This window comes from Caulobacter sp. GW821-FHT11A05, from assembly GCF_058809015.1.
In genome coordinates this window covers 252,871-276,069 of the sequence record NZ_JBXASF010000005.1, presented here as the reverse complement: position 1 = coordinate 276,069, position 23,199 = coordinate 252,871, and the positions used below count along the sequence as shown (strand labels likewise).

The 23,199-nt window shown below is 69.2% G+C and carries 26 protein-coding genes; 16 read left to right on the top strand and 10 right to left on the bottom strand.

The annotated features are described in order from the left end of the window. Positions 1-61 precede the first annotated feature (61 nt). From AC1RSK_RS10225 to AC1RSK_RS10190, 8 genes are all read left to right on the top strand, one after another. Entirely contained in the window at positions 62-1,099 is a 1,038-nt protein-coding gene (locus AC1RSK_RS10225; protein WP_492907404.1) for an eCIS core domain-containing protein, read from the top strand. Between the two features lie 89 nt (positions 1,100-1,188). Next, the gene (locus AC1RSK_RS10220; protein ID WP_492907402.1) at positions 1,189-2,280 is read left to right on the top strand and encodes a DNA/RNA non-specific endonuclease; all 1,092 of its coding nucleotides are present in this window, start codon (positions 1,189-1,191) and stop codon (positions 2,278-2,280) included. Beyond that, positions 2,280-3,935 (top strand): tetratricopeptide repeat protein, encoded by a 1,656-nt coding sequence (locus AC1RSK_RS10215; RefSeq protein ID WP_492907401.1) that lies wholly within the window; start codon positions 2,280-2,282, stop codon positions 3,933-3,935. Before AC1RSK_RS10220 ends, AC1RSK_RS10215 begins: the two co-directional genes overlap by 1 nt. 190 nt (positions 3,936-4,125) lie before the next feature. Continuing rightward, positions 4,126-4,551 (top strand): hypothetical protein, encoded by a 426-nt coding sequence (locus AC1RSK_RS10210; RefSeq protein ID WP_492907400.1) that lies wholly within the window; start codon positions 4,126-4,128, stop codon positions 4,549-4,551. A gap of 28 nt (positions 4,552-4,579) precedes the next feature. Next, complete coding sequence (locus AC1RSK_RS10205; protein ID WP_492907399.1) at positions 4,580-5,017, top strand: hypothetical protein; 438 nt, start codon at positions 4,580-4,582, stop codon at positions 5,015-5,017. Positions 5,018-5,076: 59 nt separating this feature from the next. Beyond that, on the top strand, positions 5,077-5,820 hold the full coding sequence (locus AC1RSK_RS10200) for a hypothetical protein (RefSeq protein ID WP_492907398.1): 744 nt from the start codon (positions 5,077-5,079) through the stop codon (positions 5,818-5,820). Positions 5,821-5,872: 52 nt separating this feature from the next. Continuing rightward, a complete protein-coding gene (locus AC1RSK_RS10195) occupies positions 5,873-6,553 on the top strand; it encodes a dienelactone hydrolase family protein (RefSeq protein WP_492907397.1) in 681 nt (226 codons plus the stop codon). Beyond that, complete coding sequence (locus AC1RSK_RS10190) at positions 6,553-7,239, top strand: dienelactone hydrolase family protein (protein ID WP_492907396.1); 687 nt, start codon at positions 6,553-6,555, stop codon at positions 7,237-7,239. The genes AC1RSK_RS10195 and AC1RSK_RS10190 overlap by 1 nt, the downstream gene beginning before the upstream one ends. A 2-nt stretch (positions 7,240-7,241) precedes the next feature. On the opposite strand, the gene AC1RSK_RS10185 is transcribed toward AC1RSK_RS10190, so the two are convergent. The 5 genes from AC1RSK_RS10185 to AC1RSK_RS10165 form a co-directional block, all read right to left on the bottom strand. Beyond that, positions 7,242-7,838: a DUF1579 domain-containing protein gene (locus AC1RSK_RS10185; protein WP_492907395.1), complete on the bottom strand. Its 597-nt coding sequence runs from the start codon at positions 7,836-7,838 to the stop codon at positions 7,242-7,244. A 53-nt stretch (positions 7,839-7,891) separates the two neighbouring features. Further along, positions 7,892-8,629 (bottom strand): TMEM175 family protein, encoded by a 738-nt coding sequence (locus AC1RSK_RS10180; protein ID WP_492907394.1) that lies wholly within the window; start codon positions 8,627-8,629, stop codon positions 7,892-7,894. Positions 8,630-8,652: 23 nt separating this feature from the next. Next, on the bottom strand, positions 8,653-9,525 hold the full coding sequence (gene mtnP / locus AC1RSK_RS10175; protein WP_492907393.1) for an S-methyl-5'-thioadenosine phosphorylase: 873 nt from the start codon (positions 9,523-9,525) through the stop codon (positions 8,653-8,655). 149 nt (positions 9,526-9,674) lie between these two features. Next, entirely contained in the window at positions 9,675-10,019 is a 345-nt protein-coding gene (locus AC1RSK_RS10170; RefSeq protein ID WP_492907392.1) for a P-II family nitrogen regulator, read from the bottom strand. Between the two features lie 30 nt (positions 10,020-10,049). Next, positions 10,050-10,817 carry a class I SAM-dependent methyltransferase gene (locus AC1RSK_RS10165; RefSeq protein ID WP_492907391.1) on the bottom strand — a complete coding sequence of 256 codons (768 nt, stop codon included), beginning with the start codon at positions 10,815-10,817 and terminating at the stop codon, positions 10,050-10,052. Between the two features lie 91 nt (positions 10,818-10,908). Between AC1RSK_RS10165 and gloB the strand changes: the two genes are divergently transcribed. From gloB to AC1RSK_RS10150, 3 genes are all read left to right on the top strand, one after another. Then, positions 10,909-11,658, top strand: coding sequence for a hydroxyacylglutathione hydrolase (gene gloB / locus AC1RSK_RS10160; protein WP_492907390.1), 750 nt, complete (start codon positions 10,909-10,911; stop codon positions 11,656-11,658). Beyond that, positions 11,655-12,089, top strand: a complete 435-nt coding sequence (locus AC1RSK_RS10155; RefSeq protein WP_492907389.1) for a cupin domain-containing protein — start codon at positions 11,655-11,657, stop codon at positions 12,087-12,089. The genes gloB and AC1RSK_RS10155 overlap by 4 nt, the downstream gene beginning before the upstream one ends. 88 nt (positions 12,090-12,177) lie before the next feature. Further along, complete coding sequence (locus AC1RSK_RS10150; protein ID WP_492907388.1) at positions 12,178-13,077, top strand: hypothetical protein; 900 nt, start codon at positions 12,178-12,180, stop codon at positions 13,075-13,077. A gap of 219 nt (positions 13,078-13,296) precedes the next feature. On the opposite strand, the gene AC1RSK_RS10145 is transcribed toward AC1RSK_RS10150, so the two are convergent. From AC1RSK_RS10145 to AC1RSK_RS10135, 3 genes are all read right to left on the bottom strand, one after another. After that, on the bottom strand, positions 13,297-14,073 hold the full coding sequence (locus AC1RSK_RS10145; protein ID WP_492907386.1) for a DUF4908 domain-containing protein: 777 nt from the start codon (positions 14,071-14,073) through the stop codon (positions 13,297-13,299). A gap of 244 nt (positions 14,074-14,317) precedes the next feature. After that, positions 14,318-15,043, bottom strand: a complete 726-nt coding sequence (locus AC1RSK_RS10140) for a beta-ketoacyl-ACP reductase (RefSeq protein WP_492907385.1) — start codon at positions 15,041-15,043, stop codon at positions 14,318-14,320. 76 nt (positions 15,044-15,119) lie between these two features. Continuing rightward, entirely contained in the window at positions 15,120-16,295 is a 1,176-nt protein-coding gene (locus AC1RSK_RS10135) for an acetyl-CoA C-acetyltransferase (RefSeq protein WP_492907384.1), read from the bottom strand. A gap of 213 nt (positions 16,296-16,508) precedes the next feature. Here AC1RSK_RS10135 and phaR point away from each other — a divergent pair, with 213 nt between their 5' ends. Then, on the top strand, positions 16,509-17,129 hold the full coding sequence (gene phaR, locus AC1RSK_RS10130; protein WP_492907383.1) for a polyhydroxyalkanoate synthesis repressor PhaR: 621 nt from the start codon (positions 16,509-16,511) through the stop codon (positions 17,127-17,129). 24 nt (positions 17,130-17,153) lie between these two features. Next, a complete protein-coding gene (locus AC1RSK_RS10125) occupies positions 17,154-17,492 on the top strand; it encodes a hypothetical protein (RefSeq protein ID WP_492907382.1) in 339 nt (112 codons plus the stop codon). Between the two features lie 217 nt (positions 17,493-17,709). Here the strand turns inward: AC1RSK_RS10125 and AC1RSK_RS10120 are convergent, their stop codons facing one another. Both AC1RSK_RS10120 and AC1RSK_RS10115 read right to left on the bottom strand, forming a co-directional pair. Next, complete coding sequence (locus AC1RSK_RS10120) at positions 17,710-18,009, bottom strand: helix-turn-helix domain-containing protein (RefSeq protein WP_492907381.1); 300 nt, start codon at positions 18,007-18,009, stop codon at positions 17,710-17,712. 130 nt (positions 18,010-18,139) lie between these two features. Next, the gene (locus AC1RSK_RS10115; RefSeq protein WP_492907380.1) at positions 18,140-18,574 is read right to left on the bottom strand and encodes a hypothetical protein; all 435 of its coding nucleotides are present in this window, start codon (positions 18,572-18,574) and stop codon (positions 18,140-18,142) included. 246 nt (positions 18,575-18,820) lie between these two features. Between AC1RSK_RS10115 and AC1RSK_RS10110 the strand changes: the two genes are divergently transcribed. From AC1RSK_RS10110 to AC1RSK_RS10100, 3 genes are all read left to right on the top strand, one after another. Next, complete coding sequence (locus AC1RSK_RS10110) at positions 18,821-20,692, top strand: TOL_0244 family TonB-dependent receptor (RefSeq protein WP_492907379.1); 1,872 nt, start codon at positions 18,821-18,823, stop codon at positions 20,690-20,692. A 75-nt stretch (positions 20,693-20,767) separates the two neighbouring features. Continuing rightward, positions 20,768-21,271 carry a TOL_0243 family YfiR-like periplasmic protein gene (locus tag AC1RSK_RS10105; protein ID WP_492907378.1) on the top strand — a complete coding sequence of 168 codons (504 nt, stop codon included), beginning with the start codon at positions 20,768-20,770 and terminating at the stop codon, positions 21,269-21,271. Next, positions 21,268-23,010, top strand: coding sequence for an ATP-binding protein (locus tag AC1RSK_RS10100; protein ID WP_492907377.1), 1,743 nt, complete (start codon positions 21,268-21,270; stop codon positions 23,008-23,010). Before AC1RSK_RS10105 ends, AC1RSK_RS10100 begins: the two co-directional genes overlap by 4 nt. Positions 23,011-23,199: the final 189 nt, after the last annotated feature.

Sequence of the window (23,199 nt, the reverse complement as noted above, 5' to 3'; positions counted from 1 at the left end):
CCGCTAGACTTGGGCGAGAATTCTTGCACTCTGTCGCCTGGGGTGTGGGACGGGATCGTCCATGGGAAGTCACGCGGCGCTACCGCTCGTCCAGGCGTTCGGCGGCCCCATGGCCAAGGCGGATGTGCAGCGCGTCGCCGACGCCGGGGTCGCGCGCGCCCGGTCGCCCCTGCCCTATGCCGACCGCATCGGCCGCGCCTTCGGGGCCAACCACAACATCAGCGGCGTCCGCACGACAATCGGCGGCTCCGCCGCGACCGCCAGCCAGGCCATGGGGGCCGCCGGCTACGCCACCCGGGACCGCATCGCCTTCGCCAGTCCACCGAGCCTGAGAACGGCGGCCCACGAGGCGGCCCACATCATCCAGCAACGCGGCGGCCTTGCCCTGCCCGGCGGCGTCGGACGGCCCGGCGACGCCCATGAGCGCCACGCCGACGCGGTCGCCGACCGCGTGGTCGCCGGCCAGTCGGCCCACGACCTGCTGGCCCCCTATGCCGGACCGCAGGCCAAGCCCGGGACGTCGGAGCCGGCCGTCCAGATGCTGTGGATCGGGCTGAAGCGGTCGCCCTGGCTGCGGGGTTACGGCCAGTGGGAGATGGCCGGCGGCTCAAAGGGCCCAGCCACCAAGGTTTCGGCCAAGAACCTGAAGCTCAAGGCGGGCAAGAAGGTCGCCAAGACGAAGAACCCGGCCCGGGCCAATCCGGTCGGCTGGCTGGCGCTCAAGGCTGGCAACCTCACCCACGGGCGCGGTCCGCCGAACTATGTGCGGATGCATTTCCTGAACGGGCGGCTGGGCGGCAGCGGAACCTACAAGGGCAACCTCGCGCCAGGCTCCTCGACCATGAACAGCCGCCACAGCAATCAGTTCGAATCGCCGGTGATCACCGCCCTCAACAAGGGGGCCATCGTCCACAACTATATCGTCGACTCCACCTACCAGGCCGGGGTTTCACCGGTCGCCGCGACCGCCGCCCTGCAGAACACGACGCTCAAGGAGATGGACTGCTTCGCCGACTGGACGACGAGCAAGGGCGTCTGGAACAAGCTCGCCGTCACCATCAAGGAAGCCGCTGGGATCATGACCAAGCCGAACTGGTGAGACCGCCGGGCCGCGATTGATCTGCCGGCGGGGCGGGAATAGTCTTTTGGCTGCGTTTCCCGCGATGCGTCTTGGGGCTGTACTTTCGAATGTCCACGCGAAGCCGCCCGCCCCCCATCCTCCAGGCGCTCGGCGGCGTCACCTCCCTGGCGGATGTGCAGCGGATCGCCGACAGCGGCGTCAAGCACGCCGGCTCAACCCTGCCCCACGCCGAGCGCATCGCCCGCGCCTTCGGGGCCAACCACAACATCAGCGGCGTCCGCTCGGTGGTCGGCGGAGCCGCCGCCGCCGCCAGCCGGGCGATGGGAACCGAGGGCGGCTACGCCACGCGCGAGCGCATCGCCTTCGCCCGTCCGCCGTCCCTGCGGGTCGCGGCCCACGAGGCGGCCCACATCATCCAGCAACGGAGCGGCCTTGGCCTTGCGGGCGGCGTCGGCCGGCCCGGCGACGCCCATGAACGCCACGCCGACGCCGTCGCCGACCGCGTGGTGCGCGGCCAGCCGGCCGGCGACCTGCTGGCGCGCTACGCGGGGCCCATGGCCAAGACCGCTGAAGGCCCGGCCGCCATGCCAACCGGACCGGCGCCCGGCGCGGGGGCGCCGGCTGTGCAGATGTGGAGCGGGCTCAGCAACGCGCCCTGGATGCGAGGCGTGGGACGATGGAAGTCCAACATGATCGGCGGCGTGGTCCGGCACATGACGGCTGAAAACCTCGAACTCAAGGCCGGCAAGGCAGTGGGCGCCGGCGCCAACCCGCCGAGCGCCAAGCCCAGGTCCTGGGGAAGGCTGAAGGGCTGGAAGATGATCCATCCCAGCACCAAGCCCGGCTATGTGCGCATGCACATGCTGTCCGACCGGCTGGGCGGGCCGGGAGACGAGAAGGAAAACCTGGCGCCCGGCACCAACGCCATGAACCAGAAGCACTACAACCGGGCCGAAAAGAAGCTGATCAATATCCTCGATAACGGCGGTGAGATTTTCAAATACACGGTCAGGGCCGACTATCAGAACCCCTCGGCCAAGCTGAAAACCCCGACCGGCGATGAGGCCTGGGAAGAAACGCTCCGCCGGCTGGTCTGGCGCGCCAACTACCAGATGCCGGTGGGGCCCAAGAAGAGCACCTTCGGCGTCATCCGCGAGAAGGACGACCTGGACACCAAGGCGAACTGGACCAAGCACTGATGGCCCGTCCGCCCCGCTCGCCGCCGTCACGGCTCTCCGAAAGTGTCCTCTGGCCTCGCCTGCGGACCTTCTACGAGCAGCGGGGCCCGCGCGCCTGGAACGACGATGGCGTGCCCAACCATGTGACCATCAATCCCGGCATGGCCATGCGCTATGCCCATGTGGCGCTGCGCTACGCCCAGGACTGCCGCCGCCTGAAGCTGGCGACGGCGGCCCGGCCGTTCCCGGTGATCGAGCTGGGGGCCGGGTCGGGTGGCTTCGGCTACCGCCTGGCCCTGGCCCTGACCAGCCTGCGGCGCGACCTGGACCTGGGGACCCTGCGCCTCGCCCAGGTGATGAGCGATCTGGCCCAGGCCAACGTCGACAGCTGGCGCGAGCAGGCGGGCCTGGGGCCCCTGCTGGCCGCCGGCGAGGTCGAGGCGGCGCGGTTCGACGTCCTGGCCGGAACGGCGGTCGGGCCGGTCGGGCGCCAGGCGGTCAATCCGCCGGTCTTCCTGGCCAACTACCTCTTGGATTCCCTGCCCATGGACCTGTTCAAGGTCAGCGGCGGCAGGCTGTACGAGGGCCTGGTCAGCCTCACCGGTCTGCCGCAGGGCGAGGAACCGGCCGACCTGCAGGGGGTCGGAATGACCTGGACCTACCGGCCCGCGCCCCTGCCCTACTATGGCGACGCCGACTTCGACGCGACCCTGGCCGACTGTCTGGGACAGGGCGAGTTTGGGGGCGAGGGCGACTACTGGATCCTGTTCCCGGTCGGAGCCATGCGCTGCCTGCGCAATCTGCGCAGCCTCGTCACCGGCCCGATGCTGGTGGTCGCCGCCGACCTCGGCACCACCCGCTTCCCGGCCTTCGCGACCGTCGAGCCCGGGCTGATGATGCCGGGGGCCTTCCTCTATGGTTCGGTCGATTTCGGCCTGCTGGCCCGCTACGCCGCCAGGCTGGGCGGCGACTACATGCACCAGCCCCGCGACCGGTCGGTGAACATCGCCCTGTTCAGCTTCGGCCAGCCGTTCGCGGCGCTGAACGAGACCCGTGTCGCCGCCGACACCTTCTTCGGCCTGGTGTCGCATTCGGTGATCAGCGAGAGCATCCGCCACATGGCCGAGGCCGGCGTGCCGCCGCCCCTGCCGCTGTTCCTGGAACTGGCCGCGGCCGGCAGCTTCGACCCCTCGGTGTTCGACGCCATGGTCGGCCTGTTGATGGCCGAACACGCCGCCGGCCTCTATCCGCCGCAGCTGTGGGACGAGTTGATCGAGATGGTCGACCGCTTCGCCGACAATGTGTTCGCCACGCCCGGCGGACCGGACACCTTCTTCAACATCGCCAGCCTGCTGCAGCAGATGGGGCAATATGGGCGCGCCATCGACTATTACCGGCGGTCCGAAGCCCTGTTCGGCGAGACCAGCGCCGGCCTCTACAACATCGCCCTCTGCCGCTGGTTCACGGGCGACGAGGCGGGCGCGACGGCCGGCCTGGCGCGGGTGCTGGAGATGGACCCGTCCAATGTCATGGCCCGCGGCTGGCTGGCCCAGATGCGGCACGAGGCCGCCAAGGCCGCGCCGCCGGCCGAACCGGCGGCGCCGAAGCGACGGTCCCGCAAGGCCGACCCCATCCTGTCCGCGATCCAACCCGGCGACCACGGCGCCTTTCGCTAGAGCAGGGCGCGATTTGATGGAATCAAATCGCTTGCTCTAGCTTCTTCATGGTCGCGCGTTTGGTCCGATAACCGGTTCCCACCTATCGGAACGCGCTCTGAAGGCGCCGATCAGGTCCGCCCCTCCCCCCGCTTTGGGGGATGACCCTGACGGGCGGGATGTCACTCTGGCGCAAGACCGGAGTTTCCCGATGCGCCTGATCCTCTGCACCCTCGCCCTGGTCGCCGCCCTCGCCGGGCCGGCCATGGCCGCCGACCAGATCGTCCCGGCCACGGCGGCCGGCGCGCTGGAGCCGCATCGCGGCAAGCCCTGGACCACGCCCCTGAACACCTGCGCCGGCTTCCACGTCTTCAACGGCCGCCGATTGAGCGAGGCCGGCGACGACGATGGCGGCTGGGCCGCCTCCGGCAAGGCCGCGGAGTTCCTGGTCGCCTCGGCGACCCGCTACAGCACCGATCGCGGCATGACCTACGACCAGGGGATGGCGGCCGCGAAACCGAAGGTCGAGAACTACGCGACGGCGGTCGCCTTCAACGAGATCGACGATACCTTCGTCGCGGACTGGACCAAGGCCTGCGACCAGATCCTGGCCGGCTATCGCAAGGCGTTCGGCTAGCCGAGCCGACCAGACCTGGAGAACGCCCATGCGCCGCCTGATCCCCGCCCTCGTCCTGGCCGCCGCCTTGGCCGGTCCAGCCCTGGCCGGTCCAGCCCTGGCCGCCGACAAGGTGGTGCCCGCCGACGCCACAGGACAGCTGGAGGCCTACCGCGGCAAGCCCTGGTGGGAGCCGATGCTGTTCTGCGCGGCGATCTACATGGTCGAGGCCGACAAGGCCGCCGAAGCCGGCGAGACGGCCAAGGTCGATCCCGCCAGGACTCGGGCGGCCGGCTTCTTCGCCTCGGCGGCCACCCGCGTTTCGGAGGACCAGGGCAAGAGCTTCGACGAGGCCATGGTCTTCCTGCGCGGCGGCCTGACCAGCCGGATGATGGCCGTCACCTATTCCTGGCACACGCCGGCTCAGTTCGAGGGCTCGCACAAGGCCTGCGCCGAGATGGAAGCCGGTTACGAGAAGGCTTTCTGACGCCGCTAGCCAAGTCGGCGGGAGGGCAGCACAGTGTCGGCTTCCAAAGGGGGCGATCCATGCGGATGCTGATATTTGCCGCCGGGGCGATGGCGGCGATGGCCGGCCCGGCGGCGGCCGAGACCTTCGTGCAATGCGACGTCAGGCTGGCGCTGCCCGGCGGGCGGCTGGAGGCGCGGCTGTTCGGCGACGGCAAGAGCTTCCGCAACGACGGCGAGGCGACCCTGATCGTGCCGGTCAGCCGCGAGAACCTGGTCGCCGACCCGCCCCATGCCTTCGATCTCGCCGACCCGGCCGGCCAGACGGCGGAGTACCGGGTCCACCTGCGCTACGAATGGATTGGCCAGACGCCGCCGGCCCCGTTCAGTAAGGCCGGCGCGAAACACCCCTGGTGGCCGGTCGGCGACCTGTTCGTCGGCCCGCCGCTGCCGGCCAGCGCCACGCCCGACAAGGACTGGACCTACGTCGCCTGGGGCTCGAACGGCGTGGCGGTGAAGTCCGGAAACTACATCTACATGACCAGCAGCAGCACGCCGCACCGGGCCGAGGTCGGCCTGAGCTACGAGCGCTCCGACAACGAGGCCGAGGCCACCCGACACCTCGACACCCGCGTCGCCTTCATCGAGGCCCTGTCGGCCGGCGATACGTTCGTGCTGGTCTTCCTGAACCGCCAGAACGCCCGCCTCGGCGCCGCCCAGGTCGACACCACCCTCTTGAAGGCTCTCCCAGACCTCTCCGACCGCGCCTTCGAGGAGGCCGCGCGGATGCAGAAGGCGGGGCAGTGCATCGTGAAGAAAATCTAGGGTTTCTCCGTCGGCCGGTCGTGCGATTCTGAGGCCAACAAGAGGAACGCCGATGACCGACCGCATCACCCTGACCAGCCCGCACGACGGCTTTCAATTCGAGGCCCTGCATGCGGCGGCGCAAGGCGCACGGCGCGGCGGGGTGGTCGTCATCCAGGAGATCTTCGGCCTGGACCAATATGTCGAGGCCGACGTCGGCCGCTGGTCGGCCCTCGGCTTCGAGGTCATCGCCCCGTCGATGTTCGATCGCGGCCAGAAGGGCTTCACCGCCGAGCATGATCCCGACGGGGTCGCCGCCGGCGTCAAGCTGGCCACCGCCAACGGCCCCGACAACGCCATGAGCGACGTCCAGGCCTGCGTCGACGCCCTGAAGGACAAGGGCCCGGTGTTCATCGTCGGCTACTGCTACGGCGGCACCATGGTCTGGCTGGCCGCTTCGCGCGTCACGGGCCTGGCCGCCGGGGCCAGCTACTACGGCGGCCAGGTGGCCGGCATGGCGCGCCTGCCGCTGAGCTGCCCGGTGATCGTCCATCTCGGCCGCAAGGACGCCCACATCCCCGCCGACGAGGTGAAGGATAAGGTCACCGCCGCCCATCCGGACGTGCCGGTCTACATCTACGAAGCCAGCGGCCACGGCTTCAACAACGACGGCCGTCCGGACTCCGACCTCGACGATGCGAAGCTGGCCCGCCAGCGGACCCTGGCCCTGTTCGAGGCCAACGGAGCGGGCTGATGGGCGAGACCCTCAAACTGACCAGCAAGTTCGACGGCTTCAGCCTCGGCGCCTACCACGCGCCGCACCAGGACGCCCGGCGCGGCGGCCTGCTGCTGATCCAGGAGATCTTCGGGGTCACCGACCATATCCGCGAGCTGGCCGACGGTTTCGCCGCCGACGGCTACGAGGTCATCGCCCCCAGCTTCTACGACCGGCTGGAGCCTGGCTTCGAGGCCGACTACAGCCAGGAGGCGGTGGCCAGGGGCGTGCAGTATTCCAACGCCACCCCCTGGAACCAGGTGGCCGGCGACTGCCAGGCGGCCATCGACCAGCTGAAGGCTCGCGGCCCGGTGTTCGTCGCCGGCTACTGCTGGGGCGGGGCGGCGACCTGGCTGGCGGCCTGCCGCTGCGAGGGCGTCACGGCCGCCAGCGCCTTCTACGGCCGCCGGATCAGCGAGCTGAAGGACGAGACGCCGCGCTGTCCGACCATCCTGCACTTCGGCAAGACCGACGCCTCCATCCCGCCCGAGCGGATCGAGGAGATCCGCGCCCTGCACCCGGAGCTGCCGATCTACCTCTACGACGCCGGCCACGGCTTCTTCTCGGACCGCCGGGCCGACTACCATCCCGACAGCGCCAAACTGGCGCGCTTGCGGACCCTGCAGCTGTTCCACAGGTCCAGTGGGAACAAGGGGGAGGCGTAGGGCTACTTGGGTCCCAGACCGCCTTCGGCCGGCCATTTGGTGTCGCCGACCCGCTTGAGGTTGATTTCCATGAACTGCATGCCGGCGCCGCCGTTGGGCACATATTCGCCCTTCTCCACCCAGGTCCCGTCCTTGATTACGGCGGTGTAGCGGATCACCGCGTTCGGCCCGGCCGGAATGGTCCAGATGAAGCCGTCGGCCGTGGTCTCGAACGGGAAGTCGCCCTGATAGCCCCGTGTGTAGGAGCGCATGGTCAGGGTCTTCTTGTCCGGGTCATAACTGATCTGGGCAAAGGCGTTGAACACCTGCTTGCCGTCCTCGAAGCCGCGGCCCTCGATCACCTTCACCGTCCCGTCCAGCATGTCGCCGGCCCGCTCGGTCTGCACCAGCACGGTGCGTTTGCCGGTGCGGTCGGCGATCCAGGCCGTGCCGCGCCATTCCCCATCAATGCGGGACAAGGGCGCCAGAGCGGCCTTCTGGGCCGCCATCCGGGCGGTGATGGTCGCCTCGTCGGGCTGCTGAGCCAGGACGGTCCCGGCGGTCCCAAGGGCGGCACCGAACGCGATGACGAAGCTGACGGTAGCGAACAGACGGCGCATGGCGATCTCCCCAGATGATGAGAATGATACTTTGTCTTGCAAAGTTCTCTACGTCAAGCGGCCTTGCGGGATCGTTTCGGCTTCAGCCCTGCTTTCGGCTTCCCGCCTCCGGCCCGGCGGATCAGGGCGTAGCGCAGCCAGATGGCCAGGGGGATGATCCAGTAGCAGAAGCCTGGCAGGTAGGGCGCGGCCCGCAGCGGACCGAACGCCGCCACCAGGGCCGAGACCAGTCCGGAGATCAGGCAGAACAGCCAGATCACCGCCGAGTCGGCGGCGTCGGCCTGCCCCTCTGGCGTCGCGCCCAGCCGGTCGCCGACTTTGGCCGTATGCCGGAACAGCAGCACGAACAGCAGCGACAGGAAGGCGAAGCCGATGCCGTAGACGACATAGAGCAGCTTCAGGTCATCGAACGAATTGATCAGGGCCGAGCCGGGCAGCACCCCGCGGCTCATATAGTGGAAGCCGGAGCTGACCAGCATGCGCAGCGGAAACACATAGACCAGCACTGAGAACACCACGCCCAGGCTGAGCAGGGTCGACAGGGCGTCACGCGTCGGGGCCAGCCGGCCGTAGTTGCGATGCGCCTGCCAGAACACCGCCACCAGGGCGAAGCAGGCGGCGCTGGTCGGGATGTTCAGAAGCGCCGTCTGCAATCCGCCGATCGAGACGATCGGCTCGGCGCCGGCGATCAGCAGCAGGGTGACGGCGAAGGCGAAGGCCGCATCGACGAAGGCGTCGAGCCGCTTGCTCTCGGTGGTCTTGCTCTCAGTCGTCCGGGCGATGTCGGTCATGGCTGCCCCCTGCCTTGCCGGTGTCAGCCCTTGCGTAGCGCGCGACCGGCGATGGCGTCCAGCTTTGCGATCATCGCCGGGTCGCGGGCCGAGGGCGCGGTGATGATGGCCTGGTCGAGATTGCGGTCGATCGGGGAGGGCTCGCGGCTCGTCGGCAAGGCGCCAGCCAGAGCCACGACAAGGCCCTGGGCCCGGGCGGCGTTGGCGCTCAGCACGGCCAGCACGTCCGTCACCTCGACCCCGGCCTCGTCCTCCCGCCAGGCATCGTAGTCGGTGACCATGCCGACACAGGCGTAGGGCAGCTCGGCCTCGCGGGCCAGCTTGGCCTCCGGCATGCCGGTCATGCCGATCACCTGCGCCCCCCAGGACCGGTAGAGGCGGCTCTCGGCCCGGGTCGAGAACTGCGGGCCTTCCATGGCGAGGTAGGTGACGTCTTCGGTCACCCTGGCCCCGACCGCGCGGGCGGCCTCGGCGGCGAGCCGCGACAGGCGCGGACAGGTCGGCTCGGCCATCGACACATGGGCCACCAGGCCTTCGCCGAAGAAGGAGCTTTCGCGGGTGAAGGTGCGGTCGATGTACTGGGCCACGGTGACGAACGTTCCGGGCGACAGCGCCTCGGCCAGCGACCCGACGGCCGACAGAGCCAGCAGGTCGGTGCAACCCAGCCGCTTGAGGGCGTCGATGTTGGCCCGGGCGTTGACCTCGGTCGGCGACAGCCGGTGGCCGGGTCCATGGCGGGGCAGGAAGGCGAGGCTCACGGCGCCGAGGCGACCGGTGACGATGGGACCGGAGGGCTGGCCGAAGGGAGAGGCCACCTCCTGGGTCTGGCGGTCTTCAAGACCCGGCAGGTCATAGAGGCCCGAGCCGCCGATGATTCCCAAGGTCCAAGCGGTCATGATTTTCCCCGTAACCTCCCTCCCCGAATTGGGGAGGGCAGGCCGAAGGCCGGGTGGGGAAGTAGGTCACCGCATCCCAACAGCCTCTGCCGACAGCCCCACCCGACGCGCGTACCGCGCGTCTACCCTCCCCATTCGGGGAGGGAGGACTACCCCGTGATTGCCGCCGCGTCCTTCTCGCCCGTGCGGATGCGCAGGGCCTGTTCCAGGTCGAGCACGAACACCTTGCCGTCGCCGATCTTGCTGCTGTTGGCCGAGCGGACGATGGCCTCGATCACCGTGTCAACGATGTCGGCCGGCACAGCGATCTCCAGCTTCACCTTGGGCAGCAGCTTCACCTCGTACTCGGCGCCGCGATAGACCTCGGTCTTGCCCTTCTGGCGGCCATAGCCGCGCACCTCGGTCACCGTCAGGCCGGAGGCGCCGGCCTCGGTGACAGCGTCCAGCACCGCGTCGAGACGGCTGGGCTTGATGACGGCGACGATCATCTTCATGGCGCGGATCCTTTGCGACGCTCGCAATAGCTAGGCGCGCGGAGCCCCGCCGTCAAAGGGCTGATCTCGTGAAACGCGCCCCGACGGAACCGGCGCCAAAATTCCGGGCGCACGGCTGCGGATCCGCGCCCGCGAGCCGCGTGGCTTGACGGCGAAGGTCTGTTTCACCGCCTCCATCAGGATCACCCCGGCGAAACCCGGCCACAGCCGCGCCCCGACCTGCTCAAAGCCGTCGGCCCAGCGCGCCGCCCAGGCAAAGGGCGGCGCGTAGAGCGCGCGCGTATAGCCCGTCGGCTCCAGCCCCGCCTCGCGCAGCAGGTCCTCCAGCTGGCCGCGGGTGAACGGCCGGCCGTGGCCGAACGGCGTGCCCTCGGCGTTTGACCACAGGCCGTTGCGCGCCGCCGCCGCCACGATCACCCGGCCCGAGGGGGCCAGCACCCGGCAGACCTCGCTGAGCAGGGCGCCGGCGCTCTCGCTCTCCTCCAGGGCGTGGACGCAGAGGATGCGGTCGAACAGGGCGTTGGCCAGAGGCAGGGCGAATTCGTCGGCCAGCACGGTCAGGTTCCCGCGCCCGCCCGGCCAGACCTCCACCCCCTGCTGCGCCGGCATGGCGGCGATCACCCGCCGGGCGCGGGGCCGCAGCGGATCGAGGAAGGGCGTCGCATAGCCCAGGCCCAGCACATCGAGGCCGGCGGCGTCGCCCCAGGCCTCGACCACCTTGCGGCCGAGCATCTCACGCGCCGCGCCGCCCCGGGCCGAGGCGTAGAAGGCGCGAAGTTCCAGCACGTCGCGACGCATTGCGTCTCCCGCTTCACTTGTCAGGCAATGTAAGGTGCGCGACGCGGCGGCGTCACCCGCTGTCGTTTGAATCGCAGTTTGAGGCGAAGGCATGACCCTGACCGTCCGGCAGTTCCCCTGCCTGTCCGACAACTATGGCTTTCTCGTTCGCGACGACGCCACGGGCCAGGTCGCCTGTATCGATACGCCGGACGCGCAGGCCATCAAAGCCGAGCTGGCCAAGGCCGGCTGGGGCCTCGACCTGATCCTCAACACCCACTGGCACCCTGACCATGCCGGCGGCAACGAGGCGCTGAAGGCCGCCACCGGCTGCACCGTCGTCGGCCCCGCCGAGGTCGCCCGCATCGCCCCGCCCGACCGGGTGGTGGTTCACGGCGACCATGTCATGCTGGGCGAAACCCGCCTGGACGTCATCGACACCGGCGGCCATACGCTCGGCCACATCACCTATTTCGATGCGGCGGATCACATCGCCTTCGTCGGCGACACCCTGTTCGCCCTCGGCTGCGGCCGCTTGTTCGAAGGCGACGCGGCGCAGATGTGGGCCAGCCTGCAGCGCGTCGCCGCCCTGCCGGAGGACACCACCGTCTACTGCGCGCACGAGTACACCGCCGCCAACGCCCGCTTCGCCCTGTCGGTCGACAAGGGTCCGGCCCTGAAGGCCCGCGCCGAGCAGATCTTCGCCGCCCGCGAGCGGGGCGAGCCGACCGTGCCGACCAGCATCGCCCTGGAGAAGGCCACCAACCCCTTCCTGCGCGCGCCGCTGCTGCGCCCCGACATCGCCGACCCGGCGGAGGCCTTCGGGGCCGTGCGGGCGGCCAAGGACGCGTTCAAGGGGTGATCAGCGCTTCCGAGATCATCAGCCTGCTGGAGCTCGCCCCCCACCCCGAGGGCGGCTGGTTCAAGGAAACCTTCCGCGACGAGCCCGGCCCCGACGGCCGCGCCAAGTCGACCGCCATCTTCTTCCTGCTGCAGCCCGGGGAGGAGAGCGCTTGGCACCGGGTCGACGCGGTCGAGGTCTGGCATTTCTACGACGGCGCCCCGCTGGCCCTGAAGCTGGCGCGCGAGGGCGAGACGGCCATCACGGTCAAGCTGGGCAAGGACCTGGAAGCGGGCGAGAAGCCGCAGGTCTTCGTCCCGGCCGGCGTCTGGCAGAGCGCCGCCTCGACCGGCGACTGGACCCTGGTCGGCTGCACCGTGGCCCCGGGGTTCGACTTCTCGGGCTTCGAGATGGCCGTGCCCGGCTGGGAGCCTTACCCAAGGTCAGCATAGGGCGTGTTGTCGCAGCGACGGATCGCCTGATGGCGCGCAAGGTGCAAATCCTCGAAACGGGTCGTTCAACCGCGAGGCGACACGTTCCATGTCCGACTGGGGATCCGATCCCGAAGCCCGACGCGGCCTGCAGCGACTGATCTTCCGCTGCGCCTCCGACTATTTGCTCGACGAGATCGGCCTGCTGACCGCCCGCCATGACGGCGACTTCATCCGGGCGGTCACCTGGCTGGCCCTGGTCCAGGCCTCGGCCGATCCCGAGCGCGGCATCTCGGTCCGCGCCCTGGCCCGCTCCCTGAACCTGCCGTTCGAGACCGTGCGCCGCAAGGTGCGGGATCTTGAGGAAGCCGGCCTCTGCATCGCCGCCCGCGATGGCCGCCCGCTGGCCGCGCCGGTCGCCGAAGCCGTCGCCCGGACGGAGGCGGCGCGGGTCTGTGAGGGCTTTGGGCTGCTGCTGGGCAACCTGGCGGCGCTGGGCGTCACCGCGGCCACCTTCAACGGCGGCCCCCTGCCCGCCCCGTCCAGCGACCAACTGCAGGCCCAGCTCGCCGCCCACCGCCTGATCCACAACTACTTCCTGCGCACGCTCGAGGCCGGCGTCGGGCCGCATGAGACGATGTTCAACGCCCTGGTCTTCGTCGCCGCCATGTCGGCCAACGCCGAGCGGATCACCTACGACCCGGCCCTGGCCCAGCGCTACGCCGGGGCCGATACCCCGCCGCCGGACAATCTGCGCCGCGCCGCCAAGCCGCGCGAGATCGCCGAGCGGCTGAACCTGCCCTACGAGGTGGTGCGCCGGCGGCTGGTCGAATTCCTGGAACGCGGCTGGGTGGTCAAGTCAGGCTCGGGCTATCTGTGCACGGTCGAGCGGATGCAGGAACCGGCCCTGCTGGCCGGCGCCTACATGATCGTCCAGCGGCTGGGCCAGCTGGTCCAGTCGGTGGCGCAGACGGGCCTGGCCCTGGAGGCGCGGGCCGACGCGGCCTGAAGATTCTGGGAAAAGGCTGGGGGGTCGCCCTGGTCAAGCCTCGAGCTGCCGAGCTCGGCGGGCCTGACCAGGGCCTTTGCCCTCCCCCCGAAGGACGGCCGCAAAATGTAGCCAGTTCCGTTGGGGTCCAAGGGCCATGTGACCCGAAATAGGGAACGCCCGCTCAATATGGGCGAGGTGTTACCCGCGGGACACTTTTGTGGCGCAAGGCCGGATCGTTTAGCGCGCGGCCGCGAAGACGATGCGTTCCGACGACGGCCGACCGCTGACCCCCAGGCGCGGCGTGACCACCACGATCAGCACCCCCTGGCGCAGGATGACGCCCGGGCGCGGGCCCTCGGTCAGGAACACCAGGTTGACCCGGCGCAGCTGGGCCTGGCCTTCCGGGGTCCTGGACATCCGCACCAGGCCGTCGGTCGTCACCACGGCGGCGTCGGCGATCAGCGCCGAAGAGGCGGTCGAGGCCTCGGCCTGAAAGGGAATCTGCCGCCGCGCCGCCTTGCTGACCACGGTGCTGGCCACGAGCAGCCGGCGCATCAGCGACTTGTAGTCCACCGGCGCCAGGCGGATCGGCCGAGTCTCCCCCGACAGGGCGGCGGCGGCCCCCTCGCGGCGCTCGGGAGTGAACAGGATCAGCCCGCCGACCTTGGTGTCGCGCAACACCACCCGGCCGGCGTCGTTCTTGTAGAGGGTGTCGCCCCGCGCCCCGGTGTGCGGCTCCAGCACCCAGATCTCGTTGCTGCCCTCGAAGCGCAGCATCGGCTTGGCGGTCGAGCGGTCGAGGGTGAAGGCCTGGCCGGTTTCGGAGACGTAGCGGGCCACCGGCGGCGCGGCGGGGCGGTTCTCCGGCTTGCCCGGGAACAGCATGTCCCCCAGCGACCCGAACGGCGAGCCGCCGCCCTTTGGCTGCGCATGCACCGCGGGCGCGGACAAACCGGCGATCACCGCCGCCAGCGCCAATGCGGCGGCTGGATATCTCGCACCTCTTACGGCCATGCCCCGGTGTCTGCACTCCGACTGGGGCGAATCTTGGACTGGGAAACGGCGCCGATCAAGGCGCCGTAGGGTGTGGCAGCGCAAGCACACCCCTCCGCCGGCAAGCGTAAATCCGGGGACACTATATAGATTTCCCGATTTCGCCTGGCGGAAGTCGCATCGCTGGTCGTCCAGGAAATCTATATAGTGTCCCCGGATTTACGGACACCGACGGCGAGTGGTGTCGCACCGCCGGCCTGCCGTATCAAGCCGCCAGATACTGCCCGCCGTTCAGCGTGAACGTCGCGCCGGTGACGAAGCCCGCCCGTTCGCCCGCCAGGTAGGAGACCATGTCGGCGATCTCCTCGCCCTTGCCCAGGCGCCCGACCGGGATGCCGGCGATGATGCCGTCCAGCACGTTCTGCGGCACCGCCGAGACCATCTCGGTGTCGATATAGCCCGGGCAGATGACGTTGACCGTGATGCCCTTCTTGGCGTTCTCCAGCGCCAGCGCCTTGGTGAAGCCGATCAGCCCGGCCTTGGCGGCGCTGTAGTTGGTCTGGCCGACCTGGCCCTTCTGGCCGTTGATCGAGGAGATGTTGACCACCCGGCCCCAGCCCTGGTTCCGCATGCCGTCGATCACTTGGCGGGTCATGTTGAAGGCCGAGTCCATGTTGACCCGGATGACCTCGCTCCACTGCTCGTAGGTCATCTTGTGGAAGAAGCCGTCGCGGGTGATGCCGGCGTTGTTGACCAGCACGTCGATAGGCCCCAGCTCCGCGGCCACCAGATCGGCCGCCCGCTTGCAGTCGTCGAAACTTCCCACATTCCCTTTCACCACCATCACGCCCAGCTCGTCGGCGCAGGCCTTGGCGGCCTCCTCGTTGCCGCTGTAGCCGGCGGCCACCTTCATGCCGTCGGAGACCAGCCGTTCGACGATGGCCCGGCCGATGCCGCGCGTGCCGCCGGTGACGAATGCAACCCTGCTCATGATGTTCCCTCGCGCTTCGTTGATTGGCCCCACCTTAGGCGAGGCTGTGGCCGTGGTCTCTGTGGAGTTGTGGTGGTCAGAGCGCTTCCAGGCACATGGCCACGCCCATCCCCCCGCCAACGCACAACGTCGCGGCGCCCTTCTTGGCTCCCGACCGCTGCATCTCATGCAGCAGGGTGGTCAGGATGCGCGCGCCGCTGGCCCCGATCGGGTGGCCGATGGCGATGGCGCCGCCGTTGACGTTGGTCTTGGCCGGGTCGAGGCCCAGCTCGCGCACCACGCTCAGCGACTGGGCCGCGAAGGCCTCGTTGCTTTCGACCAGGTCGAGGTCGCTGACCTTCCAGCCGGCCTTTTCCAGCGCCTTCTTCATGGCCGGGATCGGCCCGGTGCCCATGATCTCCGGCTCGACCCCGGCGTGGGCCCAGCTGGCGATGCGGGCCAGGGGCTTGAGGCCCCGCTTCCTGGCCTCCTCGGCCGTCATCAGCACCAGGGCGGCGGCCCCGTCGTTGAGGCCCGAGGCGTTGGCGGCGGTGACCGAGCCTTCCTTGGTGAAGGCCGGCTTCAGGCCCGAGACGCTGTCCAGCGTCGCGCCGTGGCGGATGTACTCGTCCTTGTCGACGATGGTGTCGCCCTTCCGGCCCTTGATGGTGACGGGGGCGATCTCGGCGTCGAACTTGCCAGCCTTCTGGGCGGCCTCGGCGCGGTTCTGGCTGGTGACCGCGAAGTTGTCCTGGTCGGCGCGGGTGATCTGCCAGCGGGCGGCGATGTTCTCGGCCGTCTGACCCATGTGGTAGCCGTGGAAGGCGTCGATCAGCCCGTCCTTGATCATGGTGTCGACCATGCCCAGGTCGCCCATCTTGGTGCCGTTGCGCAGCTGCGCCGCGTGCGGGCTCTGGCTCATGCTTTCCTGGCCGCCGGCGACGACGATGCTGGCGTCGCCCGAGGAGATCTGCTGCGCGGCGAGCGCCACGGCGCGAAGACCCGAACCACACAGCTGGTTGACGCTCCAGGCCGGGCTTTCGACCGGGATGCCGGCGTTGACCGCGGCCTGCCGCGCCGGACCCTGCCCGGCGCCGGCCTGCAGCACCTGGCCCATGATCACCTCGTCGACATCGGCCAGCGCGATGCCGGCCCGTTCCACGGCCGCCTGGATGGCGATCTTGCCCAGCTCATGGGCCGGCAGGCTGGACAACGCCCCGTTGAACGAGCCGACAGGGGTGCGGGCGGCGGAAACGATGACGATGTCGGTCATGGCGGGGCTCCGGTCAGCGCTGTGGGCGGTCGCATGTTGCGCCGCCGCATTTTTTGGGCGAGCGCACCATGCCCAAACCCTCTGCCTGAGTCATCCGGTCACGGCGATTTGGTTGGCTTTTTCGCAAATGCGAGCAAGGGTGGCGCAAAGCTTTCGCTTACGCGATAGTGCGGCGCAAGATACGCGGCCTGACCGCACAAGAACGGGAACGAAATGTCCGACAAGTCCGACGCCGGCAGGGAGGCCGGCGACAAGGTGGTGATCAAGAAGTACGCCAACCGGCGCCTCTACAACACCGCTTCCAGCTCCTACGTCACCCTCGAACACCTGGCCGAAATGACCCGCGAGGGCACCGACTTCGTGGTCTTCGACGCCAAGACCGGCGAGGACATCACCCGCTCGGTCCTGACCCAGATCATCTTCGACGAAGAGAACCGCGGCGACGGCAAGAACCTCTTGCCCATCCAGTTCCTGCGCCAGCTGATCGGCTTCTACGGCAACCAGATGCAGGCCTTCCTGCCCAGCTACCTGGAGATGAGTCTGCAGACCTTCGCCCAGCAGCAGGAGCGCATGCGCGCCCAGTTCGGCGGACCCTTCGGCCAGGCCACCGGCATAGCCGGCTTCGAAGACCAGGTGCGCCAGAACATGGTCCTGTTCGAGCGGGCCATGAAGATGTTCTCGCCCTTCGCCTACGGCCGCGGCGAGGACCCCGCCGCCGGCGCCGCCCCGGCCCCCGCCGCCGCGCCGCCCAGCGATGACGACAGCCTCAATGAGCTGAAAAAGCAGGTCGAGGCGATGCGGGCCCAGATCGACAAGCTGGCGTCGAAGTCTTAACCCGTCTGACCCATACTGAGGGCCATGACCGAACGGCTCGACCCGACCAGGCCCTACGGTGACCGTCGCCAGTACGAGCGTCGGCGCGAGGACCGTGACGCGCCGGAGGCTTCGGCGACGGAAGCGGCCTCCAACCTGCCCGTCCCGGTCTCCGCTCCCCACGCCCATGAACATACTTCGCCGCCGCCGCTCGACGGTCAGGCGGCGTTCGCGGCGCAGCTGCTCGGCCAACCGGGCGTGAAGCGCGGGCTGAAGGCGCCGGGCACGGTGGAAACGGCGCGATCGGCGTATCTTGAGACCGAATACTCCGGCCCGGCCGACCGCCGGCCCCCAAAGGGCCTGATCAAGAAGACGGCGATCTAGACACAGGGGTAAGGCGCTGACGCGCCTCCCTCCCCTTTTTGGGGAGGGACAGACGGCGAAGCCGTCAGGGTGGGGAAGTCGGATGCCCGCCCACCCAGAGCCAACCGTCCAGGCCCCCCAGACCCCTCACCGTCCCAACTTGAACCTGAGTTCCCCACCCTGCGAGGCTTCGCCTCGCTGTCCCTCCCCATAAAGGGGAGGGAGGAACCACGGCGCGTTACCGCGCCAGCTTGGCCTCCAGCGCCGCCACGCGCCGTTCCAGCTCGGCAATCCTTGCCAGGGGGTCACTTCCCGGCACGGGCGTCGACACCCCGGCGCGCACCGCCGCCTCCACCGGCGACACCCCCAGCAGCTCGGCAAACGCCGCCACCTCGGCCGCCGACAGCTCGCGCTGATCCTTGAACACCAGGGCCAGATCGGCCTCGCTCATGCCGGAAACCGCCGCCAGCACGGCCCTGGACAGGCCGCGCTCGGCCAACCGCGCCTCGTACCAGTCGACGTCGAAGAACAGGGCCAAAGGGGAACACTCCAACTGGCGCCGGTCTTGCTTAACCGGGTGATAACCCTGTTTCGGAGCCCAAAGTGACCAGCATCCTGATCAAAGCCATGGACGTCGCCGTCGTCGCCCTGATCTTCACCATCCTCACCTAGCCGACATCGCCCCCAGGCCCGAAGTCGATGTCGCGACGGGCGGCGACGATGGTGACGATGAAGCCGGCCAGCACATCGAGCAGCACCATCACCGTCATCAGGAAGAAGGTGGAGGTCGCGAAGGCCGGGGCCAGCAGGAACTCCACCAGGCAGATGATGAACAGCAGCATCGACAGTGAGTGGTTGATGATGGCGATGCGCCGGCTGGTCGTCGATTTCAGAAGCTCGATGAACAGCACCACCAGGCTGCCGGCCAGCAACAGGTCCGACAGGCTGACCGCCCAGGGCGAGCCCGACGTCATGGTGATGGTGAACAAGGGCCCGGTCAGCTGAAGCTGGGCGTCCTGCGATCCGAACCCGCCCGGCAGGGTCAGGACGATCAGGTTGTAGACGACCACCGGAATGGCCAGCAGCGGAAACGCGGCGAACATGGCAAAGCCCCCTTCTCGCATCCGGCCCGGCCGGCGCTGAGCTCCAACAGTTAACGCGTTTTTAGGGGCGGGTGAAGCAACCTCGCGGGGCCGGGGAAACAACCATATGGTGCGCTGGAACCCTGGACGTTGATTCGCGTTGTCGTCGGTTGAACCCGGGGTGCGTCGCGAACCGGCGGCGAAACCCGAGGTCGGGGGGCGGCATTGAGCAGCAAGGTCGGCGGAGGGGGTTTAGTCGGAGGGGTCGTGCTCCTCCTCGCCTGCATCCTGGCCGGCGCGGCCCAGGCGGCGACCACGGACGCCGTCGGCGACACCCCCGATCTCAGCCGGCTGAGCCTGGAGGAACTGACCGACCTGCAGATCACCTCGGTCTCGAAGCGCACCGAATCGATCAGCGAGGCGGCGGCGGCGATCTACGTCGTCTCCGGCCTGGACATCGATCGCTCCGGCGCGGTCAGCCTGCCCGAGGCCCTGCGGCTGGCCCCCAACCTGCAGGTCCAGCAGATCGACTCGGCCAACTACGCCATCACCGCCCGCGGCTTCAATTCCAAGGAAACCGCCAACAAGCTGCTGGTTATGATCGACGGCCGCAGCATCTACTCGCCGCTGGCCTCCGGCGTGCAGTGGGACGCGCACGACACCCCGCTCAGCGAGATCGACCGCATCGAGGTGATCAGCGGCCCGGGCGGCGCCCTCTACGGCGCCAACGCCGTCAACGGCGTGATCAACGTCGTCAGCAAGAGCGCCTTCGACAGCCAGGGGCTGCTGGTCGATGTCTTCGGCGGCGAGGACGAAGGCCAGGCCACCGTCCGCCACGGCGGCCTGATCGGCCAGGCCGGCGCCTACCGCGTCTATGCCAGCCGGTTCGTCCGCCGCTCCAGCTACCTGCCGTCGGGGGCCGAGACCGGTGACGACTTCGAAGGGGCCCAGTTCGGCTTCCGCACCGACTGGCGCCTCGGCGACGACACCCTCACCGTCCAGGGCGACGCCTATGACCGACAGGTCGATGGGCTCACGGTCGGCGGCGACTTCACCGGCGGCAACCTGCTGGGCCGCTGGACGCACGCCTTCGGGGACAGCAACCACCTCGAGCTCCAGGCCTACTACGACCGCAACATCCGGGATGACCTCTCCGGCCTGAACAGCGACACCCAGACCTGGGACATCGCCCTGCAGCACGCCCTGACGCCGTTCGCCGGCCACGACATCGTCTGGGGCGCCGGCTACCGCTTCATCGACGACGAGGTCATCAGCCCGCCGACCTTCTTCGCCTTCCTCGATCCCGAGCAGCGCGACCTCTACCAGGCCAACCTGTTCGTGCAGGACCAGTGGCGGCTCAACGACGCCCTCACCGTCACCCTTGGCCTGAAACTCGAAACCGGGTCCTTCCGTGACATCGAACCCCTGCCCTCCGTGCGCCTCGGCTGGCGGCTGGGCGACAAGGCCTTTCTGTGGGCGGCGGCCTCCCGCGCCGTGCGGGTGCCCTCGCGCATCGACCGCAACCTCACCGCCCCGGGCTTCCTCGAGGGCGGCTCCTTCCAGCGCGAGGAGCTGTGGGCCTATGAACTGGGCTACCGCGGCCAGCCCACGGCCACCACCACCCTGTCGGTGTCGCTGTTCTACAACGACTACGACGACCTGCGGACGGCCGACTACACACCCGTGACCTTCGTGCCGTTCCGCCTGGCCAATTCCGCCCGCGGCACGACCTGGGGGACCGAAATCTGGGCGACCTGGGACGTCACCCCGATGTGGCGGCTCAGCGCCGGCCTGTTCGCCATGCAGACCGACTTCGAGCTCAAACCGGGCAGCCGCGACATCACCTCCATCGCCTCGCAGGGCGACGATCCCGATTTCCAGGCCACCCTGCGATCGCAGGCCGACCTGACCGAGACCGTCGCCTTCGACGTCTCCCTGCGGGCGGTCGATGACCTGCGCCTGGGCACGCCGTCCTACGTCGAGGCCGACGCCCGCCTGGGCTGGCGGCTGAATGAGAACCTGGAGCTGTCCCTGGCCGGTCACAATCTCCTCGAAGAGATGCACTACGAATCGGACAACGCCGGCACGCGCCGGCAGATCGGCCGGACGGTCCACCTTGGTCTGCGCTGGAGATATTGATTGTCCGTCGGCGCGCGTCAGTTGGGATGGAGGGGGGCCTGGGCCGGTGCGCTGATCGCCTCCCTGTGTCTGGCTGTGCCCCTTTCCCTTCTCGGCGACGTCGCCAGCGCCCGCAGCCAGTCGCTCGAATACCCGGTCAAGGCCGCCTACCTGCCCAAGTTCGCCCCCTTCGTGGACTGGCCGCCGCGCAGCTTCGCCGCCTCTGACAGCGCCTTCGTCATCTGCGTCGTCGGTCCCGATCCCTTCGGCGCCCTGCTCGACAAGGCCGTGGTCGGCCAGAAGATCGGCGAGCATCCGGTGGTGGTCCGCCGCATCGCCGCCGCCAGCCGCGACTGCCACGTCCTCTACCTCGGCCAGCTGAACGGCCAGCAGGTCAAGGACGCCCTCAAGGTGGTGCGCGGCGCCCCGGTGCTGACCGTCACCGACGGGGCCAGGCAACCGACCCACGGCGTCGTCCACTTCACGATCAAGGACAACCGGGTGCGGTTCGCCATCGACGACCAGGCGGCGGCCGACAACGGCCTGACCATCAGCTCCAAACTGATGAGCCTGGCCCTCAGCGTGCGGAGACGGGCATGAGCCGGACCCGGCCGATCATCCGTCGCTGGAAACAGGCCCTGACCTTGATCAGCGCCGTGGCGCTGCTGGCCGCCGGGGTGCTGATCGCCCTTTACTCCGAGAGCATCTACCGCGACCGCCTGCGCAGTGACCTGGCCTCGCAGGCCCGGGTGCTGGCCGCCACGGTCAGCGCCGCCGTGGTCTTCGACGACCGCAGCGCGGCCCAGGAATACGCCAACGCCATGGGCTCCAACGCCGACATCGAGGCGGCCAGCATCTTCGACGCCCAGGGCCAGCGGATCGCCCGCTTCGCCCTGCCGGGCGGCTACCTGGCCAGCTACGGCGAGGTGGTCTCCGGCCGCCGGCCCTTCGACGGCCGCATGGCGGTTACCGCCCCGATCACCCAGGACGGCAAGAGGATCGGCCTCGTCTACCTGCGCACCCAGCCGGAACCCATGCTGGCCATCCTGGCCCGCCACGGCGGCACCGCCATGCTGGTGCTGATGGCCAGCCTGCTGGTCATGGTGCTGGGCTCGGCCCAGGCCGCCGCCCTGCGGGCCAACCGCCTGCTGCAGGCCAAGAACGAGGACCTCGCCGTCGAAATCGCCGAGCGCGAAAAGGCCGAGGAGGCTCTGCGACAGAGCCAGAAGATGGAGGCCATGGGCCAGCTGACCGGCGGCGTCGCCCACGACTTCAACAACTTGCTGATGGTCGCCTCGGGCGGCATGGACCTCTTGGACCGGACCACCGACGAGACCCGCCGCACCCGCCTGCGCGAAGGTATCCGCCAGGCCCTGGACCGCGGCGCCAGCCTGACCCGCCAGCTGCTGGCCTTTGCCCGCCGCACGCCGCTGCACCCCGAGGTCGTCGATGTCGCCGAGCGGCTGGAGGGCATGCGCCTGCTGCTCGAACGCTCCCTGCGCGAAGACATCAAGGTCCGCATGAAGCTGCCGGACGACCTGTGGCCGGTGGAGATCGACCCCGGCCAGCTGGAGGTCGCCGTGCTCAACATGGCGGTCAACGCGCGGGACGCCATGCCCCAGGGCGGCGAGATCACCATCACTGCCGAGAACCAGCAGGCCGCGAGCCCGGAAGAGGGCGGCGAGGAGGGCCACGACTTCGTCAAGCTGGGCATCTCCGACACCGGCGGCGGCATGTCGCCCGAGGTCATGGCCCGCGTCTTCGAGCCTTTCTTCACCACCAAGGAGGTCGGCAAGGGCACCGGCCTGGGCCTCAGCCAGGTCTATGGCTTCATCCGCGCCTCCGGCGGCGCCATCCGGATCGAGAGCGCGCCGGGCAAGGGCGCCCAGGTCTTCCTCTATCTGCCGAGGTCCGACAAGCCCCTGCCCCGCCGCCCCGCCGCCAACCGGCCGCTGGTCGCCCGGCCGGGCGATGGCCGGGTGCTGGTGGTCGAGGACGACGAGGGCGTCGCCGCCTTCGTCTGCCAGATGTTCGAGGAACTGGGCTGGAGCGTGCGCCGCGCCCCGACGGCCGGCAGCGCCCTGGACCTGATCGAGGCCGAGGAGCGGTTCGACCTGCTGTTCTCCGACATGGTCATGCCGGGCGAACTGGACGGCATCGGCCTGGCCCGCAAGGTCGCCGTGCTGCGGCCGCAGCTGCCGATCCTGCTGACCACCGGCTACAGCGAGGCGGCCATCGCCGCCTCGAACGAGGGCCTGCGCCTGCTGGCCAAGCCCTATCGGCTGGAAGATCTGGCGGCGGAGCTGGACATGCTGCGCGGAACGGACAGGGCGGCCTAGGGACCGTCACAGCAACGACCTTGCATAGGGGTTGCTTTTAAGCACGCATCGAAGATGAACTATTAGTAATAATGCAGATGGCGTTGAGATTCCGCTCTGATTGCCATCATGACCAAGAAGTAACTTCCGCAAGACCGGCGACAGCTATAGCCAATCTCCCCAGTTTCGGGGCGTCGTCCCCGCTGTGTT

Coding starts and splice junctions, on each gene's coding strand:
- AC1RSK_RS10225 (WP_492907404.1), top strand. CDS start 62: ATGGGAAGTCACGCGGCGCTACCGCTCGTCCAGGCGTTCGGCGGCCCC.
- AC1RSK_RS10220 (WP_492907402.1), top strand. CDS start 1,189: ATGTCCACGCGAAGCCGCCCGCCCCCCATCCTCCAGGCGCTCGGCGGC.
- AC1RSK_RS10215 (WP_492907401.1), top strand. CDS start 2,280: ATGGCCCGTCCGCCCCGCTCGCCGCCGTCACGGCTCTCCGAAAGTGTC.
- AC1RSK_RS10210 (WP_492907400.1), top strand. CDS start 4,126: ATGCGCCTGATCCTCTGCACCCTCGCCCTGGTCGCCGCCCTCGCCGGG.
- AC1RSK_RS10205 (WP_492907399.1), top strand. CDS start 4,580: ATGCGCCGCCTGATCCCCGCCCTCGTCCTGGCCGCCGCCTTGGCCGGT.
- AC1RSK_RS10200 (WP_492907398.1), top strand. CDS start 5,077: ATGCGGATGCTGATATTTGCCGCCGGGGCGATGGCGGCGATGGCCGGC.
- AC1RSK_RS10195 (WP_492907397.1), top strand. CDS start 5,873: ATGACCGACCGCATCACCCTGACCAGCCCGCACGACGGCTTTCAATTC.
- AC1RSK_RS10190 (WP_492907396.1), top strand. CDS start 6,553: ATGGGCGAGACCCTCAAACTGACCAGCAAGTTCGACGGCTTCAGCCTC.
- AC1RSK_RS10185 (WP_492907395.1), bottom strand. CDS start 7,838: ATGCGCCGTCTGTTCGCTACCGTCAGCTTCGTCATCGCGTTCGGTGCC.
- AC1RSK_RS10180 (WP_492907394.1), bottom strand. CDS start 8,629: ATGACCGACATCGCCCGGACGACTGAGAGCAAGACCACCGAGAGCAAG.
- mtnP (WP_492907393.1), bottom strand. CDS start 9,525: ATGACCGCTTGGACCTTGGGAATCATCGGCGGCTCGGGCCTCTATGAC.
- AC1RSK_RS10170 (WP_492907392.1), bottom strand. CDS start 10,019: ATGAAGATGATCGTCGCCGTCATCAAGCCCAGCCGTCTCGACGCGGTG.
- AC1RSK_RS10165 (WP_492907391.1), bottom strand. CDS start 10,817: ATGCGTCGCGACGTGCTGGAACTTCGCGCCTTCTACGCCTCGGCCCGG.
- gloB (WP_492907390.1), top strand. CDS start 10,909: ATGACCCTGACCGTCCGGCAGTTCCCCTGCCTGTCCGACAACTATGGC.
- AC1RSK_RS10150 (WP_492907388.1), top strand. CDS start 12,178: ATGTCCGACTGGGGATCCGATCCCGAAGCCCGACGCGGCCTGCAGCGA.
- AC1RSK_RS10145 (WP_492907386.1), bottom strand. CDS start 14,073: ATGGCCGTAAGAGGTGCGAGATATCCAGCCGCCGCATTGGCGCTGGCG.
- AC1RSK_RS10140 (WP_492907385.1), bottom strand. CDS start 15,043: ATGAGCAGGGTTGCATTCGTCACCGGCGGCACGCGCGGCATCGGCCGG.
- AC1RSK_RS10135 (WP_492907384.1), bottom strand. CDS start 16,295: ATGACCGACATCGTCATCGTTTCCGCCGCCCGCACCCCTGTCGGCTCG.
- phaR (WP_492907383.1), top strand. CDS start 16,509: ATGTCCGACAAGTCCGACGCCGGCAGGGAGGCCGGCGACAAGGTGGTG.
- AC1RSK_RS10125 (WP_492907382.1), top strand. CDS start 17,154: ATGACCGAACGGCTCGACCCGACCAGGCCCTACGGTGACCGTCGCCAG.
- AC1RSK_RS10115 (WP_492907380.1), bottom strand. CDS start 18,574: ATGTTCGCCGCGTTTCCGCTGCTGGCCATTCCGGTGGTCGTCTACAAC.
- AC1RSK_RS10100 (WP_492907377.1), top strand. CDS start 21,268: ATGAGCCGGACCCGGCCGATCATCCGTCGCTGGAAACAGGCCCTGACC.